This window comes from Cupriavidus nantongensis, assembly GCF_041726985.1.
In the GTDB taxonomy this organism is placed as follows: Bacteria; Pseudomonadota; Gammaproteobacteria; order Burkholderiales; family Burkholderiaceae; genus Cupriavidus; species Cupriavidus nantongensis_A.
This window is the reverse complement of the sequence record NZ_CP168303.1, coordinates 1,483,200-1,498,149: the sequence shown is the minus strand read 5'-3', so window position 1 is coordinate 1,498,149 and position 14,950 is coordinate 1,483,200. Positions and strand designations below refer to the sequence as shown.

General features: G+C 64.6%; 15 protein-coding genes. 8 read left to right on the top strand and 7 right to left on the bottom strand.

What is annotated here, in order from left to right; translation table 11 throughout:
* Positions 1–154 precede the first annotated feature (154 nt).
* On the top strand, positions 155–1,552 hold the full coding sequence (locus ACEI37_RS18230; protein ID WP_373380065.1) for an amino acid permease: 1,398 nt from the start codon (positions 155–157) through the stop codon (positions 1,550–1,552).
* A 57-nt stretch (positions 1,553–1,609) separates the two neighbouring features.
* Here the strand turns inward: ACEI37_RS18230 and ACEI37_RS18225 are convergent, their stop codons facing one another.
* Together ACEI37_RS18225 and ACEI37_RS18220 are read right to left on the bottom strand one after the other, a co-directional pair.
* The gene (locus ACEI37_RS18225; protein WP_373380064.1) at positions 1,610–2,011 is read right to left on the bottom strand and encodes a cupin domain-containing protein; all 402 of its coding nucleotides are present in this window, start codon (positions 2,009–2,011) and stop codon (positions 1,610–1,612) included.
* Positions 2,012–2,060: 49 nt separating this feature from the next.
* Positions 2,061–3,038 (bottom strand): alpha/beta fold hydrolase, encoded by a 978-nt coding sequence (locus ACEI37_RS18220; RefSeq protein ID WP_373380063.1) that lies wholly within the window; start codon positions 3,036–3,038, stop codon positions 2,061–2,063.
* A 282-nt stretch (positions 3,039–3,320) separates the two neighbouring features.
* Here ACEI37_RS18220 and ACEI37_RS18215 point away from each other — a divergent pair, with 282 nt between their 5' ends.
* Positions 3,321–3,806, top strand: coding sequence for a DUF6130 family protein (locus ACEI37_RS18215; RefSeq protein WP_373380062.1), 486 nt, complete (start codon positions 3,321–3,323; stop codon positions 3,804–3,806).
* 75 nt (positions 3,807–3,881) lie between these two features.
* Positions 3,882–4,775 (top strand): LysR family transcriptional regulator, encoded by an 894-nt coding sequence (locus ACEI37_RS18210; protein ID WP_373380061.1) that lies wholly within the window; start codon positions 3,882–3,884, stop codon positions 4,773–4,775.
* A 179-nt stretch (positions 4,776–4,954) separates the two neighbouring features.
* On the opposite strand, the gene ACEI37_RS18205 is transcribed toward ACEI37_RS18210, so the two are convergent.
* Complete coding sequence (locus tag ACEI37_RS18205) at positions 4,955–6,040, bottom strand: alkene reductase (protein WP_373380060.1); 1,086 nt, start codon at positions 6,038–6,040, stop codon at positions 4,955–4,957.
* A gap of 155 nt (positions 6,041–6,195) precedes the next feature.
* Here ACEI37_RS18205 and ACEI37_RS18200 point away from each other — a divergent pair, with 155 nt between their 5' ends.
* The gene (locus ACEI37_RS18200; RefSeq protein WP_373380059.1) at positions 6,196–6,777 is read left to right on the top strand and encodes a Rid family hydrolase; all 582 of its coding nucleotides are present in this window, start codon (positions 6,196–6,198) and stop codon (positions 6,775–6,777) included.
* A 21-nt stretch (positions 6,778–6,798) separates the two neighbouring features.
* Here ACEI37_RS18200 and ACEI37_RS18195 read toward each other — a convergent pair whose 3' ends face one another.
* The 3 genes from ACEI37_RS18195 to ACEI37_RS18185 are packed head-to-tail and all read right to left on the bottom strand — an operon-like array spanning position 6,799 to position 8,723.
* Positions 6,799–7,785, bottom strand: coding sequence for a LysR family transcriptional regulator (locus tag ACEI37_RS18195; protein ID WP_373380058.1), 987 nt, complete (start codon positions 7,783–7,785; stop codon positions 6,799–6,801).
* Positions 7,786–7,841: 56 nt separating this feature from the next.
* The gene (locus ACEI37_RS18190) at positions 7,842–8,297 is read right to left on the bottom strand and encodes a carboxymuconolactone decarboxylase family protein (RefSeq protein ID WP_373380057.1); all 456 of its coding nucleotides are present in this window, start codon (positions 8,295–8,297) and stop codon (positions 7,842–7,844) included.
* Positions 8,298–8,306: 9 nt separating this feature from the next.
* Complete coding sequence (locus ACEI37_RS18185) at positions 8,307–8,723, bottom strand: cupin domain-containing protein (protein ID WP_265918796.1); 417 nt, start codon at positions 8,721–8,723, stop codon at positions 8,307–8,309.
* 87 nt (positions 8,724–8,810) lie between these two features.
* On the opposite strand from ACEI37_RS18185, the gene ACEI37_RS18180 reads away from it, so the two are divergent.
* The gene (locus ACEI37_RS18180) at positions 8,811–10,226 is read left to right on the top strand and encodes a PLP-dependent aminotransferase family protein (RefSeq protein ID WP_373380056.1); all 1,416 of its coding nucleotides are present in this window, start codon (positions 8,811–8,813) and stop codon (positions 10,224–10,226) included.
* A gap of 184 nt (positions 10,227–10,410) precedes the next feature.
* Positions 10,411–11,322, top strand: coding sequence for an NAD-dependent epimerase/dehydratase family protein (locus ACEI37_RS18175; protein WP_373380055.1), 912 nt, complete (start codon positions 10,411–10,413; stop codon positions 11,320–11,322).
* A gap of 160 nt (positions 11,323–11,482) precedes the next feature.
* On the opposite strand, the gene ACEI37_RS18170 is transcribed toward ACEI37_RS18175, so the two are convergent.
* Complete coding sequence (locus tag ACEI37_RS18170; protein ID WP_373380054.1) at positions 11,483–12,838, bottom strand: hypothetical protein; 1,356 nt, start codon at positions 12,836–12,838, stop codon at positions 11,483–11,485.
* A gap of 250 nt (positions 12,839–13,088) precedes the next feature.
* Here ACEI37_RS18170 and ACEI37_RS18165 point away from each other — a divergent pair, with 250 nt between their 5' ends.
* Positions 13,089–13,823, top strand: a complete 735-nt coding sequence (locus ACEI37_RS18165) for an RNA polymerase sigma factor (RefSeq protein ID WP_373380053.1) — start codon at positions 13,089–13,091, stop codon at positions 13,821–13,823.
* Between the two features lie 134 nt (positions 13,824–13,957).
* Entirely contained in the window at positions 13,958–14,887 is a 930-nt protein-coding gene (locus tag ACEI37_RS18160) for a transcriptional regulator GcvA (RefSeq protein WP_373380052.1), read from the top strand.
* The last annotated feature ends 63 nt before the right edge of the window (positions 14,888–14,950 follow it).

Genomic DNA, 14,950 nt, shown 5'->3' with positions numbered 1-14,950 from the left:
AACTACCGGGACCGGCACGCAACCTGCGTGCCGGCGAGCGGTGTCGTCTACCCGTCGGCACGCTGCCCGGATGCCGGCGCACCGCGTGCCGCGTCGCCATCTCCGGCGCGCAGTCGTGCGAGCGCGCGGCAAGACCCATCTAGGAGATCCCTATATGAGCTTGTTCCGAACCAAGGACATCGATGCGATGCTGGCGGAGAGGCACGTCGCCGCCCTCAGGAAGGTGCTGGGTCCGGTCGACCTGGTGCTGATGGGCATCGGCGCCATCATCGGCACCGGCATCTTCGTGCTGACCGGCACCGGCGCGCTGACCGCCGGGCCGGCGCTGACGGTGTCGTTCGTGATCGCCGCGCTGGCGTGCGGCTTTGCCGCGCTGTGCTACGCCGAGTTCGCCTCGGCGATCCCGGTGTCGGGCTCGATCTATACCTACAGCTACGCCACGCTGGGTGAGATCGTCGCGTGGATGATCGGCTGGGACCTGCTGCTGGAATACGGACTGGCGACGTCGGCCGTGTCGGTGGGCTGGTCGGGCTATTTCCAGTCGCTGATGGCGGGCTTCGGCATGAAGCTGCCGGCGGCGCTGAGCGCGGCACCAGGGTCGGTGCCGGGCGTGCAGACCGTGCTGAACCTGCCGGCATGCCTGATCATGCTGGCCATCACCTGGGTGGTGTCGTACGGCGTGCGCGAGTCCGCGCGCGTCAACAACCTGATGGTGGCGGTGAAGATCGGCGTGGTGCTGCTGTTTATCGCGGTGGGCGTATGGCACGTGCAGCCGGCCAACTGGCAGCCGTTCGCGCCATTCGGATTCACCGGCATCTTCAATGCGGCGGCGCTGGTGTTCTTCGCCTTTATCGGCTTCGATGCCGTGACCTCGGCCGCGGAAGAAGTGCGCAACCCGCGCCGCGACCTGCCGATCGGCATTATCGGCTCGCTGGCGGTCTGCACCGTGCTGTACGTGGTGGTGGCGGCGATCATGACCGGCATCGTGCCGTTCGCGAAGTTTGCGGGCGTGGACCATCCGGTCTCGCTGGCGCTGCAATTTGCCGGGCAGAACTGGGTGGCGGGCTTCGTCGACCTGGGCGCGATCCTGGGCATGACCACGGTGATCCTGGTGATGACCTACGGCCAGACCCGCGTGATCTTCGCCATGTCGCGCGACGGGCTGCTGCCCGAGCGGCTGTCATCGGTGCATCCGGTGCATGCCACGCCGTATTTCGCCACCTGGACCGTCGGCGTGGTGTTTGCCGCGATTGCCGCCTTCGTGCCGCTGAACGTGCTGGCCGAGCTGATCAATATCGGCACGCTGGCCGCCTTCACGCTGATCTCGGTGGCGGTGCTGGTGCTGCGCAAGACCCGGCCCGAACTGCCGCGCGCGTTCCGCTGCCCGGGCGTGCCAGTGGTGCCGCTGCTGTCGATCGGCTTCTGCCTGTTTCTGATGGCCCACCTGCAGGCGCTGACCTGGGCCGCCTTCCTGGTGTGGCTGGCGCTGGGGCTGGTGATCTACTTCGCCTATGCGCGGCGCAATGCCGTGCTGCACAGCGCCGCCAGGTAGACTCCAATATGGGGGGAATCATAAGTCTTCCCCCTCCCGGTCAGCGGCCGGGAACCTCTATTTCACGGGCACAACCAGCGGCGAACCCTTCGTGACGATATAGGTTGCCAGTTCCGATGCCAGGCCGCTGCCAACATTCCGTGCCGAATGCGGCGTGCCTGCCGGGATGAACAGCGATTCCCCTGCCTTCAGCGTCACCGGCCGCTGATCGCCAAGCTGGTACTCAAGGCTGCCCTGCAACACATGGGCGATCTCTTCACCCGGGTGCGCGTGCCTGGGCGCGAACGCGCCCGGTTCAAAGTCCACGCGCACCTGAATGCCTTCCTTGCCCGCGACGCTGAGTTCATGGCTGACCAGGTCGGCCCGGTGGATCCCCGGTGCTTGTGCGTGGGCGTTGTGGAACGTTGCGGCAAGGCAGGCGACGGTCATGGCGGCGCTTGCAAACTTGGCGAGATTCATTTTGGATGGTCCTCCTGTTCGGATTAAGATATTTGCGAAATCGCATGGTCTAGCGCGCGTCGAACGCGGCTTGTACTTCTGAAACCGTCGCTGCCTTGTCCTGAAGATGGGGATAATGGCCAAGGCCAGGCAAGACCTTCAGCTCCAGGCCGACACGACCCGCCAGTTCCTCGCCCATCTCCTTGCGGATATAGATATCCTGCTCGCCCCAGATCACGCTGACAGGCGTCCTCAGCTTGCCCAGGTTCGCCTCGAAATAGTCCTGGTCACGCGTGAAATGAGAGTAGTAGTGATAGAACGCATCGGCAGACGTCAGCGCCCCGTTTTGCCATCCGCGGGCGATGTCGGCCCTGAATTCCGGTGTCAACGCAAAGTGAGAGGACTCGGGAAGTCCGCGGGTAAATGCGTTCTGCAGGATTTCGTCGCGTGTGCGGTTGAACGCGGCATGAATCGCGGCGGCGGAGCCGGGCTCCTTGAGCCCTTGCAGGCGCTCCTGCATGAACTGCGGGCGGTTGAATGGCGCAAAGTCACCGACAACGATGCGCCTGGCGATGGCCGGGTCGTCGAGGGCCGCCAGCAGGGCCGGCAAGGCGCCAATGTCGGTCGCGTAGATCACCAGGTTCTTCTTGTCGATGCCTGCCGTGGCGATGTAGTCCTTGAGCACCTTTGCATAGTCCCTGGGTGCGTAGGCAAACCTGTCGGCCGCGGGACGGGAGGAGTCGCCATAGCCCGGCCAGTCGAACGCGTGGGCCTCGTAGTCGTGGCCAAGTTGCACGGCAATGTCCTTCCACGCGTACAGCGTCTCGGGGAATCCATGCAGGAACAGCACCGAGCCCTTGCCCCCGGCATTGCGTACGATCAGGCGCCTCAACTTGATATCGGGGCTGACCTGGATGAAGCCGATTTCCGGCACGGGCGGTTGCGGCGCCGCTGCGCGGGCGCCGCCAATGAGCAGCGTGGCGGCCAACGCTACAGCGCCGGCGGCCGTAAGTCTTAGTGCACTGCGAACTGTGGATGTCCTGGTCATGTCATGTCCCTCCTGCCTGGTCGTTTGCAGCCAACCCGACCGCCGCGGCGGATATACGTTTGCATAGCCAGCATTGAACGATGCGGATGTATCCCTGCTGTAGCGAACGGTGGCACTTAATGTATTAGTTCGTATCTGGAGGTTGCGCCGCTACGTTGTCATACAAAACGCCCGACAGCCCGCCGCGGCGGCGTGCTCAGATGCAAGGCCTATCCTGAAATCGCACGTCGCATCCGACCCGGATGTGCGTGTAGAGGCAACCCTGCACAAAAGGAAAACGCCATGCACCCTGTCCTCAAGTCCCTTTCCGCCGCCGGCATTGCAGCCGCGTTCTGTGCGAGCGTCTCGGCGCAACCCGCACAAGACGCCATCCGCCCGCCTGCCATCCTTCCCCTCGACAGCGAGCCCGCACCAAAGCTGGTCCCCTACGCGGCTCTGCCTGAGCCGCTCGCGCGCGGCGTCGTCATCGTCCAGTTTCGCACCGAGAATTTCCGCGTCATGCCGGTATTCGGCAATGCCGCCGCCGGGATCTCGCCTCGCATCGGGCACTTGCACGTGACGGTCGACGATACTCCTGGCACCTGGGCCCATACGAGCGAGGATCCGATCATCGTGGTCGGGCTCACGCCGGGGCCGCACAGGCTGCGCCTGGAGCTGGCCGATCCCGGCCACAAGATCCTCGCCACCGAGGTGGTCGCCGTCACGGTGCCTGACGTGAAGGCCTCGGGATCGTCGCAGGCATCGCCGTCCGGATCCCACCGACATTGAAGCACCCGCACAACGTTTTCATTTGCAGGACAAGGAAGGTAAGATTTTGGCAACAAGCCCAACATTGGAACTACCGTGGATCTGGCCGCCCTGGCTGACTTCAATCTCGTTGCTACGCAAGGAGGCTTCGGCAAGGCCAGCCGGTACAGCGGCCGCCCCAAGGCGACGCTGTCCCGGCGCGTGATGGATCTGGAGGATAGCCTCGGTGTACGGCTGTTCGAGCGCGGCACCCGATCGCTCAGACTCACCGAGGCAGGCCGCGCGCTATACGAACGCACGCATCCGCTCGTGGCGGAGATCCTGGAAGCCGGGGACCTTGCCGCAACCGGCTTGTCGACACCCAGAGGACGCCTGCGCATCAGCGCGCCAGTGCTGTTTTCCCATACCCTGATCGGCAAGCTTGCTGCTGGCTTCGTCAGGGCCTACCCCGATGTGGTGCTGGAGATCAACGCCGAGGACCGCAATGTCGAGTTGGTCGAGGAGAACTACGACGCCGCCATTCGGGTGAATCCCCGGCCCAACGAAATGCTGGTGGGGCGCTGCTTTGCGCGTGACGAGATGCTGGTGGTCGCGCCCGCCTCCATGCCCGTTCCGGAGGGTCAGGACGGCGATGTCTTCGACGTGCCGGCGGTGGTGCTCGCCAGTGGCTTCGACAGCGGGCATTGGATCTTCACGCATGAAGGCCGCCAGATCACGCTGAACCCGCGGGAACGCCTGCGCATGTCGTCGCTTATTCCGGTTCGCGATGCGGTGCTGGCTGGTGCCGGTGTTGGCCTGCTGCCGCGCTCGTTGCTCAGCTTGCCGTGCGTAGACAAGGCCGCATTGAACATATGGGGTCCTGTCCCGGACCGCCCCATTGAGTTGTGGGTATTGCATTCATCCCGACGGCTCTCGAGTTCAAAAGTCAACGCCTTCGTCGACTATCTGAGCAACGCGTTTCCTGAACGCAAGCTGTTTGCGGCGGAATGATTCCGTCAATCCGTCGCGGCGACGGATCGAACCCGCCGTGTCACGTGGCCACGCGGATTGGCGAAGAAAAAAAAGAGCCATCCCGCAGGATGGCTCAACGCTCCATAGGGAGCACCATTCTTGCGCCCGTATCCGGAACGGACGGCTCTCCGCCCTCTCGGCAACCGAATCGCCCGCGATCAGGCGACCCTGGCCGCAAGGTTCGACGTGGGTAGCCTGGCATAGTCGGTGTAACCCTCGGCCCCACCGCCGTAGAACGTCTCCTGGTCGGCCTTATTCATCGGTTCGCCGGCGCGAAGCCGGTCCACGGCGTCAGGATTGGCGAGCGCCCATCGGCCAATCGGGGCCATATCCGCCAGTCCCGCTTCAATATCCCTTCCGACGGCATCGATCGGCCGGTTGATTCGATTGACAAGCAGTATTCCGCGCCAGATGGCGCGAATGTCCTTCAGCAATGACTCGTCGCCGCCGTGCGCGAGATGCAGGTAGGCAAGGTCGAGCTTCGCCAGTTCGCCAACCAGATGGCGATACACGTCGCCGTATTCCTCGCCCTCGTCGATGCCGCCCAGGCGCGAGCCGGGCGACAGGCGGATGGCGGTGCGATCGGCACCGATCTCGGCCGATACCGCGGCCGCGACTTCCATCGCGAACCGGATCCGATTCGGGATCGAACCGCCATAGCTGTCCATGCGCGTGTTGGCGTTGGGAGCGAGGAATTGCTGGATCAGGTAGCCATTGGCACCGTGGATTTCCACGCCGTCGGCCCCCGCTTCCACCGCCATGGCGGCAGCACGTCGAAAGTCCGAAACGGTGGCCAGCAGCTCCACTTGCGTCAAGGCACGCGGCACCGGAACCGGCAGCATGCCCGAGGGGGTGTAGAGCTCGACGTTCGGCGCGATTGCCGATGGCGCAACGGCCCGCCGGCCGTGCGGTGTATTGGCCGGGTGCGACATGCGGCCCGCATGCATAAGCTGGATGAACAGGTGACCGCCTTTTGCGTGCACGGCATCGGCCACCTTGCGCCAGCCGGCGACATGCGCCTCGGTATGGATGCCAGGGGAATTCGGAAACCCTTGCCCGTCCTCCGATGGCTGCGTGCCTTCGGTAATCAGCAGTCCAAGCGAGGCCCGTTGCGCATAGTATTCGGCAGCCAGCGGTCCCGGCGTGCCATCGGCTAGCGCGCGACTGCGCGTAAGCGGAGACATCGCCAGTCGGTGCTTCAGGGTCATGCGCCCGACGCGGACCGGATCCCAGATGGTGGTCATTGATTGCTCCAGAAGGATGGATGGAATAGCGCCTGACGCGTGGTGTGAACGTTAGACCGTTCCGCATACGGGCGGTAGACCACAAAAATCAGACACCTCATCCCATATCTGGATCACTCTCCTTCGACAGCCGGATATCCGGCGCAGCAAATCCGATGGCATTTTTGCGCGTTGAAAATGCACAAATGCCCCGCATCGGATTGCCCCGCAATGCTAGTCTGGGTGCTGGATCGTCTCTCCATGACGGTCCTTCGCCCAAGGAGCAGATCATGGTTGGCAATGCACGTTCCATTGAAAAGAAGGCGACCTACTGGGGTGTCCCGTGGGAAGAGGCATACGGCTATGCGCAGGCGGTGCAGGTCGGCAACGATATCTATGTTTCCGGCCAGCTCAGCCACGACAGCAGCGGCAACCTGGTGGCACCGGCGTCCCTCGATGCAAGCGGCCGGCCGCGCGATTTTTCCATGATGGAAGCCCAGATGCGGGTCACCTACGAAAACCTGTCGACCATTCTTGCGCGCTTCGGCGCCACACTCGACAACGTGGTGGAGGAAACCCTGTATGTGCTGGACGTGGATGCGGCATTCGCTGCCGCCGGCACGGTGCGCAAGGAGGCCTACGGTACCGAACGGCCGCAATGCGCAAGCAATCTGATCGGCGTTTCCAGGCTGGCCATGGCACCGCAATTGATCGAGATCGCCTGCAAGGCGGTGCTGAGGCCGGCGGCGGCAGCCTGACCGCGGCGGCCGGGCCTCGGTCTACGCGCCGCCGACAGGCTCCCGGCCTTCGATCAATGCCTTGCGTTCGGCGACAGCGGCTGCGCAGAAGCTCATGAATGCCTGAACGCGCCGGGACCTTCGGATATCCGGATGGGTGAGCAGCCAGAGTTCATCCCGCAATTCGGGCACGACGGGACCGACGCGCACCAGCCCGGGCATGATGTCTCCCAGCATGCACGGCAGAAAGCCCAGGCCGAGCCCGGCTGCGATGGCCGCGCTGACCGCTGCGACCGAGTCGGAACGGTATGAAATACTGCCGGAGGCGACCCGGCGCTCGACGTACTGAGATGCCTCGAGACCGGACAATTGGCCTGCATAGGACACCCACGCGCGATCGTAGAGGCCATCGGCCGCGGGCACCTTGCGGCCGAACTGCGTCGCACAGCCGTAAGGCGCCCACGCGATGGTCGCGAGCTTGCGCCCGACCAGGCTTTCCGACGGGCGTCGGGTCGCCCTGAATGCAATATCGGATTCGTCGCGGGCAAGGTTCAGGGCGCCGTTGCCGACCAGCACCTCGACCGCCACCGCGGCATTGCGCGCCTTGAAGTCCGCGATGATGGGGGTGAGGAAGTACAGCAACAGGGAGTCGCTGGTCGTGATCCGCAATGTCCCCAGCGGTCCGTGCAGGCCGCGCGAGACACGCCTGGCGACGCTGACGACGTCGAGCTCGACGCGCTCGCACAGGGCCCGCAACTCCAATCCTTCGGCCGTGAGCCGGTAGCCGGCACGCCGCCGGTCGAACAGCGTGACGCCCAGCGCCGCTTCGGCCTGCGCCACCCGGCGCGACACCGTGGAGACGTTGATGCCCAGCTTGCTGGCGGCGATCGCACGACTGCCGCTTTCGCTGAGGGTCTTGATGATGCGCAGGTCGTCCCAGGACAGGCGCCGGGCGGCGTCGCCCGACGCCTGCCCCGCGCGCTCGTGCGCGTCATGGCCCGGCACGTGATCTGGGGATGTCGATTGCACGTTGGTGGCTCCCGCGATGGCATCGAGATCCGCCCGGTGTTCGAGACCCAGCCGCTTCAGGCTGCGGCAGCGAGGGCGGACTCGGGGGCACGGCGGAAGCTGATGGCGAGCCGATTATAGGCATTCATCAGCCCGATGGCCATGGTGAGGTCGGCGAGTTCCTTTTCGCTGAACACCGCCGCGGCCCATCGAAACTCTTCGTCGGGCACATGGGTGTCGGCGACGCGCGTGACGGATTCCGTCCACGCCAGCGCCGCCTGCTCGCGCTCGCTGAACAACGGCCCCGCTTCCTGCCAGGCCTGCACCAGCGCGAGCTTTGCTGGCGTGACGCCCTTCTTGATCAGGTCGCGGGTATGCATGTCGAGGCAATACGCGCAGCCATTGATCTGGCTTACGCGCAGATAGACCAGTTCAACCAGCACGTCTTCCAGTCCTGATTGCATGACATAGCCGTATACGCCGCCAAATGCCTTGACGCCGCCCGCCGATACCTTGGTGTAGTCCAGTCTCATTTCACGCTCCTAGTTGTCGTTGATGGTCAGTTCCTGGTCGGCCGTATCGACCACGAACACGGCCAGCAGCTTGGCCGGTCGGGTCTTGCTCGCATTGCGGCTCACCGGATGGCGGGAGCCCGGATTCTCGAAGAAACTCTCCCCGGCCTTGTAGACACGTTCCGGCTCATCGTTCACCTTGCTGGCGATGCTGCCCGAAACGACGTAGGCATAGATGAACGACGACTTGGCATGGGTATGCGGCAGCGATGCACCACCGGGCGGATAGAACACCTCGACGGCGATGAGCGACTTGCCCGGGATATTGGGAATCTCCTTCGAGAAATTGGGCTTCACCGTGTCGCCGGCGCCGTGCGCCGCTGCGACACCGCTAAAGGCGATGCCTGTTGCCGCCAGCAGGGATAGAAGAATGCGTTGCAGTTTCATGTTTGGCTCCTTGGAGGCTAGAATCATGCACCTCACCTGGTTCACAAAAAAGAACCAAAAACGCGATTTTTGAATGCACCAGAGGTAATGACCAGCATCCTCGACCTGAAGCTGGACCGTGCGTCCAGAACCTCACTGGCGGAACAGATACGGCTCGGTATCACCGGTGCGATCGAGAGTGGCGTACTGGTTCCAGGTGCCAGGTTGCCGTCGTGGATCGACCTCGCTGCTCAGCTTGGCGTGGCGCGAGGCACTGTCAGGACCGCCTACGAGCGGCTGTCCGATGCGCAACTGGTGGTCTCATCGCGGGCCGGCGGCACCCGGGTTTCCGACCATGCCGCTGCGGCACGGCCCCGCGCGGAACAGGCGCGTTCGGTCGAGACCGATCTGCGCTCGGAGCTGTACCAGCATTTCCTGCCGGGTCCCGCCGTGTTCCAGATGGGCGTGCCGGCATCGGACTGCTTCCCTGCCCCCTTGTTCGCACGGCTGCGATCGCGGGCGGCACGTGACGAGGTGGAGGCACCGGCGACCTACCCGGATCCGCGCGGCGAGCATGAACTCCGCAGAGAGATCGCGGCGCACCTGGCATTGTCCCGGGGAATTGAATGCCAGCCTTCGCAGGTCTTCATCACCGCGGGCTTTACCGGCGCGCTCGGTGTCACGCTGCGGGTGATCCAGGCCGAGGGCCGGCAAGCCTGGGTCGAGAACCCGGGATTTCTTCCCAGTCGCAGAGCCATGGCGCTGTCCCGGCTCACGACCGTTCCCATCCCGGTCGATGAAGACGGCATCGACGTCGGCTACGGCGAGGCGCATGCACCGGATGCCGCGGTGGCGCTGGTCACTGCGGGTCAGCAGGCGCCACTGGGCCCGACCCTGTCACTCGGTCGCCGCGTGCAACTGCTCGAGTGGGCCAGCCGCGCGGATGCATGGATCATCGAGGACGACTACCTTGGCGAACTCCAGCTCAGGCGCCGGGCGGCTCCCGCACTGGCATCGCAGGATCGGGCCGGGCGGGTCATCCATATCGGGTCGTTCAGCAAGACGCTCAGCCCAACGCTGCGGCTCGGCTTCGTGGTCGTGCCGCCTGGCCTGGTATCGCGCTTCGAAGAAGTCGTCGCCTGCCTCGCTTCCGCGCCAGGGCCGGCGGTGCAAATGGCGACCGCCGAGTTTATGCGCGATGGACACTATCTGCGCCACCTGCGCCGCATGAAGCGCATTTACGCAGCCCGCAGCGATGCGCTGCTGGCTGCGCTCAACGCCCGGGACTTCCAAGCCTATGCGGCAGGCCTCGCCGTAGTGGTGAGACTGCCGGACGGCGCCGACGACCAGAGGATCGCCCGGGAAGCCTATGCCTACGGGCTGGCACCCGCACCGTTATCGGCCTGGTTCTGCTCTGCGTCCACGCAACGGTCCGGCCTGCTGCTTGGTGTCGCGACGGCGATTGAACACCAGGTTCCGGCTGCCTGCGACCGCTTGCAGCAACTGATCCGCAAGTTCTCGTAGTGCACCGGCAGGTGCGCAATCGGGATAGTTGGTACAGCGTTTCTCTGGGTTCTTGGTGCTTTCCTGGCGCACAGTGGACCAGCACAATATCCGCACGGAATCCGCGCGGAGCGTCACCCCGGCTTCGCTGCGTCGTTGACTCATCGCTGCACCGCCTGGCTGTGCAGTTTCAAGGAGAAAGTCCATGAAGATCTTTGTCGCCGGCGCCACTGGCGCAATCGGCTTGCCGCTGGTGCGCGTACTGCGCGCGCTGGGCCATGACGTTACCGGGATGACTCGCGCCAGCAAAGGTGCCGACAGGCTGCGCGAGCTCGGGGCCAGAGTCTCCTTTGCCGATGCCTTTGACTCGCAAGCGGTCCGGGACGCGATCCGGGAAGCCTCCCCCGATGTCGTGATCGACCAGCTTACCTGGCTTCCCGCCAATCCGGCCGACATCATCAAATCAATGCCCGACGATACGCGCCTTCACCGGGAGGGCGGCGGCAATCTGCTGGCCGCCGCCGAGGCGCTGGGCGTGCAGCGCTATATCGCGCAGTCGCGGGGCTTTTACCTCGCCGCCCCGCCGGGACAGCTCGCCGACGAAGCGGCCGCGCTTCGTTGTGACGCGCCCGGCGAGATCGGCGACAGCGCGCGGACGATGGCCGCGTACGAGAACGCCGTCATGGGCGCGGCCTCGCTGGAAGGCGTGGTCCTGCGCTATGGCTTCTTCTATGGTCCCGGCACCTGGTACCGGCCGGACGGTGCCATTGCGGAGCAGGCACGGAAACGAGAAATGTCGACCATCGGCGACGGTAATGCGGTCTGGTCGTTCGTCCATATCGATGATGCCGTCGCGGCAACCATCGCATCGCTGACGGCCGAGCCGGGCGTGTACAACGTGGTCGACGACGACCCGATTGCCGTAGCCCAATGGATGCCGGCGTTTGCTCGCTGGGTCGACGCCCCCGAGCCGGCCCGCATAAGCGTGGAGGACGCACGGAAGGCTGCCGGGGAGGAAGCGGTCTACTACCATACCCGCCTGACCGGCGCCTCGAACTGCGCGGCAAAGGCGAAACTCGGCTTCGCCCCGCGGCCGCTGCTGTGGAAAGACGCTTAGCGGGACTGCCGCTTATTTCCGGGCACCCATTGCCTCGCCGTGCTCGCACAAGGCGTGGACTCGCTCGGCCGCGTCCGGAACGCCTCGCTTGCCGCTTACCAGAAAGGCATCGTCAGCCTGATAGAAGTCCCGGCGCAACGCATTCCGCCAGGGCTGCGGGTCACAGCGACTTCAGATACTCCGTCAGGTCGGCAATATCCTGGCTGCTCAGCCCCAGTCCACGTTTTGTGTTGTAGGTCGTCACGACATCCGACAAAGTCGCCGCAGAGCCGTCGTGGAAATAGGGAGGGTGTTGCCATGCCCCCTTCAGCGGCGTGGTCCGGTATTGCTTTGTTGCGGAGCGCGAGGCGTAGCTTGGGCTCTCCGGTTCCGCCATCGAGTCGCCGGGCGGGTGAAGCAGCGAGTTGGCATCGGTAAATGCCGGGCCACTATGGCACGTGGCGCATCGGCCCGCGCCTTCGAAGAGAGCCCTGCCGCGCAGTGCCGCCGCGGGGTCGAAGCTTCCCGCCGGCGGCGGCGGAGCGCCCAGGGATAGCTGATACGCTTGCAGGGCCGCAAGCTTGCCGGTGACAAGGTCCACCGAGCCGTTGGTGATGGAGATATTCAGGCGCGGCTCGGATACGGAGCCAAGGCCTCCCATCTGGGACACGGCGACATACCGGTTCCAGTACATGACGTCTTCGCCATCGCCGGTAAAGGTGATGCGATGAATGCCGGCCAGCCCGAAGGCCGGCGGTATCACGACCGGCTTGCTGAGGCCGTCGATATTGTGGCGGGGGTCGTACTTGCCCGCACCCCAGGCGTTGAGGACCTTCTTCATGGCCTCGTCAATGGCCGGTGACAGCGCGATGATGGCGCCGGGATTGAGATCCCGGTTGGGCCATCCGTCCAGCCGCTTGCCGATGCCCGGCGCGAACGAGTTGTCCACGGTCGAATGACAGAGCGCGCAGGTAGTGCCGACGCGGGTCAGCTTGTCGACCCCATTGACGGTCTCGACGGTCCCCTGGAGGCCGACGACCGCGTTCAGTTTCAGCAGCGCCACCGTTGTAGCCGGGCTCTTGAGGTCGATCGTGCCATTGCGGATGCCATTTACGACAGCCTCGGGCAAGGCCTCGGCGTCCACCTTGAGGCCGACGGATAATGCGGTCAAGGGATCCACCGAGCTGGCGATGACCTCGTGCATCCTCAGGTTATCGGTCCACTTCGCTTCGTCGCCAAAGGTGTCGAAGCGAAATATCTGCTTGCCCTGCTCGACCAGGGCCTTCTGCGCCGCTTCCGTACTGGCCGCATCGGTCCCTCCCCCTCCAGAACTGCCGCCGCACGCCGCGGCGGCCCCCACCGCGGCTGCCGTGATGAGTGCATTGGCCAGCCTCCGTCGAGCCATCCGCTGCATCGCCGGCTGCCGCAGCGATACCGGCTGCACTTCGGTTTCGGGTGTCAGTGCGGAAGGTTGCCTTTTCATGATCGACGTCCTTGTCAGGATGAGATGCAGCAACTGAAATAAAACAACCGGCATGCCCGCAACGGCAGTCGTCCGAACTTGCCCGTTGCATATGTCGTTAGACGCTGACAGACGCTGGAAGGTGACACGAGGCTCGGGCCACATGGCGAGGGTTGTGGCCGGGTGTAGTTCGCCTGGGATTGCCGACGCGTGGTTCGGTACCGGACAAGCGATGGCAGCGGGGTATTCGCCGTGGCCGACTGCCACCTTTTTGGCAGCAGTGCCGTCTAATGAGCGGGAACGGGAAAGGAGCGAGATCTCCCCTATGGACAAGAACCGGGCTCCCAGGCTCCCCATGCCGTCTGGCGCCGATGCCACCACAGATGCCGAACTGGTTGCCAGCGCCCGCGCCGGCACCGCGTCCGCCTTCGAGGTCATCATGCGGCGTAACAACCGTCTGTTGTTCCGCACGGCCCGTGGCGTGGTTGCGGATGATGCCGAAGCCCAGGATGTCGTGCAGGAAACCTATCTGCGCGCCTTTACCAGCCTGGATTCGTTTCGGGGCGAGGCCGCGCTGAGCACCTGGCTGGCGCGCATTGCCATCAATGTCGCCCTGACAGCGCAGCGAAAGAAGCGCCGGCTGGTCCAGATGGGAGCCCGGGGTGAAGAAGAAGATTTTCCTGGCGACTCTTTACAGGAGAACATGATGTCCTTCCGCGCCGCTGACGACGAATCCCCTGAAGCCATGGCCGAACGCGGTCAGGTGCGAGAACTGCTGCAGCTTGCGGTCGAAAAGTTGCCGCCGATCTACCGCTGCGTGTTCATCCTGCGGGCCGTCGAAGACATGAGCGTGGAGGAAACGGCTTATTGCCTTGGCGTTAGCGGTGACGTGGTCAAGACGCGCTTCCTGCGGGCCCGCATGATGCTGCGCGAATCCTTGGCCAAGGAGGTCACGCCCTATCTGCGGAGCACGTTCAGTTTTGCCGGTACACGCTGCGACGCGGTGGTCAATCACGTGTTCGACGCCCTCAGCGAGCGCGGGCTGGTTCGCTCGCAATGACGACGAGGAGACAGACCCGCGACTTGGGGACATGCCCTATTCCCATACCTTGGCACGGATGCTATCGTCCATCGCCTGCCGGTGCCACCGCACGCCACGCCGGCAAGGCGCCTAAAGGATTGCGTACCACCGCTATGTCGAGACAGATTCCCCCGCTCAACCCACTCAGGGCGTTCGAAGTGGCTGCCCGGCATCTGAGCTTCACGCGCGCCGCGGAGGAACTGTTCGTCACGCCGTCGGCGGTCAGCCACCAGATCAAGGCACTGGAAGAAAGCCTTGGCGTGCAGTTGTTTATCCGCGAGGCCAAGGCCCTGGTGCTGACACCGGCCGGCAACGCCTACCTGCCCAGCGTGCAACTGGCCTTCAAGCAGCTCGCCGATGCCACGCACCGCCTGCACAGCAAGGACCGCCCGGCGCTGAAGGTCAACATGCCGCCCACCTTCGCGGTCAAATGGCTGATCCCGCGCATGGACCGCTTCATGAAGGCGCATCCGGATATCGACCTGAAGGTGTCCACTTCGAACCATCGCATCGACTTCGAGCGCGACGATTTCGACATGGCGATCCGCTATGGCCGCGGCGATTACCCCGGCCTGCACTGCGAGCTGTGCATGGCGGTCGAGGTCATTCCCGTGTGCAGCCCGGCGCTGCTGCAGGAGGGCTCGCAGCCGCTCGAAACACCGTCCGACCTGAAGCACCATACGCTGCTGCACGACGACAGCACGTATACGGACGTGAGCAACCCCGACTGGGCGATGTGGCTGGAGCACGCCGGCGTGACCGATGTCGACGCCAGCCGCGGGCCGTCGTTCTGGCCGAGCCACCTGGTCATCAACGCCGCCCTCAATGGCCTGGGCGTGGCGCTGGTCAAGAAGAACTGGATCGAGCAGGACCTGGCCGAAGGCCGGCTGGTGCGCCTGTTCGAAGCGATCCGGCTGCCGGTCGAATTCTCTTACTTCGTGGTGTTCCCGAAGGAGCGGCTGGAGGATCGCCGCATCCGCTGCTTCACTGACTGGATCCGCGCGGAAGTGTCGGCGGACCAGCAGCAGCCTGCCCCCGTCTGAGCGCAGCTTGCGGGGGCGCGTCCCGCAAGCGGCATGTGCCTGCCGCACCGGACAGGCATGTAG

Excerpts from the sequence above, each read along its gene's own strand:
- ACEI37_RS18230 (WP_373380065.1), top strand. The coding sequence starts at position 155 with ATGAGCTTGTTCCGAACCAAGGACATCGATGCGATGCTGGCGGAGAGG.
- ACEI37_RS18225 (WP_373380064.1), bottom strand. The coding sequence starts at position 2,011 with ATGAATCTCGCCAAGTTTGCAAGCGCCGCCATGACCGTCGCCTGCCTT.
- ACEI37_RS18220 (WP_373380063.1), bottom strand. The coding sequence starts at position 3,038 with ATGACCAGGACATCCACAGTTCGCAGTGCACTAAGACTTACGGCCGCC.
- ACEI37_RS18215 (WP_373380062.1), top strand. The coding sequence starts at position 3,321 with ATGCACCCTGTCCTCAAGTCCCTTTCCGCCGCCGGCATTGCAGCCGCG.
- ACEI37_RS18205 (WP_373380060.1), bottom strand. The coding sequence starts at position 6,040 with ATGACCACCATCTGGGATCCGGTCCGCGTCGGGCGCATGACCCTGAAG.
- ACEI37_RS18200 (WP_373380059.1), top strand. The coding sequence starts at position 6,196 with ATGGCATTTTTGCGCGTTGAAAATGCACAAATGCCCCGCATCGGATTG.
- ACEI37_RS18190 (WP_373380057.1), bottom strand. The coding sequence starts at position 8,297 with ATGAGACTGGACTACACCAAGGTATCGGCGGGCGGCGTCAAGGCATTT.
- ACEI37_RS18185 (WP_265918796.1), bottom strand. The coding sequence starts at position 8,723 with ATGAAACTGCAACGCATTCTTCTATCCCTGCTGGCGGCAACAGGCATC.
- ACEI37_RS18180 (WP_373380056.1), top strand. The coding sequence starts at position 8,811 with ATGACCAGCATCCTCGACCTGAAGCTGGACCGTGCGTCCAGAACCTCA.
- ACEI37_RS18175 (WP_373380055.1), top strand. The coding sequence starts at position 10,411 with ATGAAGATCTTTGTCGCCGGCGCCACTGGCGCAATCGGCTTGCCGCTG.
- ACEI37_RS18170 (WP_373380054.1), bottom strand. The coding sequence starts at position 12,838 with ATGCCGGTTGTTTTATTTCAGTTGCTGCATCTCATCCTGACAAGGACG.
- ACEI37_RS18165 (WP_373380053.1), top strand. The coding sequence starts at position 13,089 with ATGGACAAGAACCGGGCTCCCAGGCTCCCCATGCCGTCTGGCGCCGAT.
- ACEI37_RS18160 (WP_373380052.1), top strand. The coding sequence starts at position 13,958 with ATGTCGAGACAGATTCCCCCGCTCAACCCACTCAGGGCGTTCGAAGTG.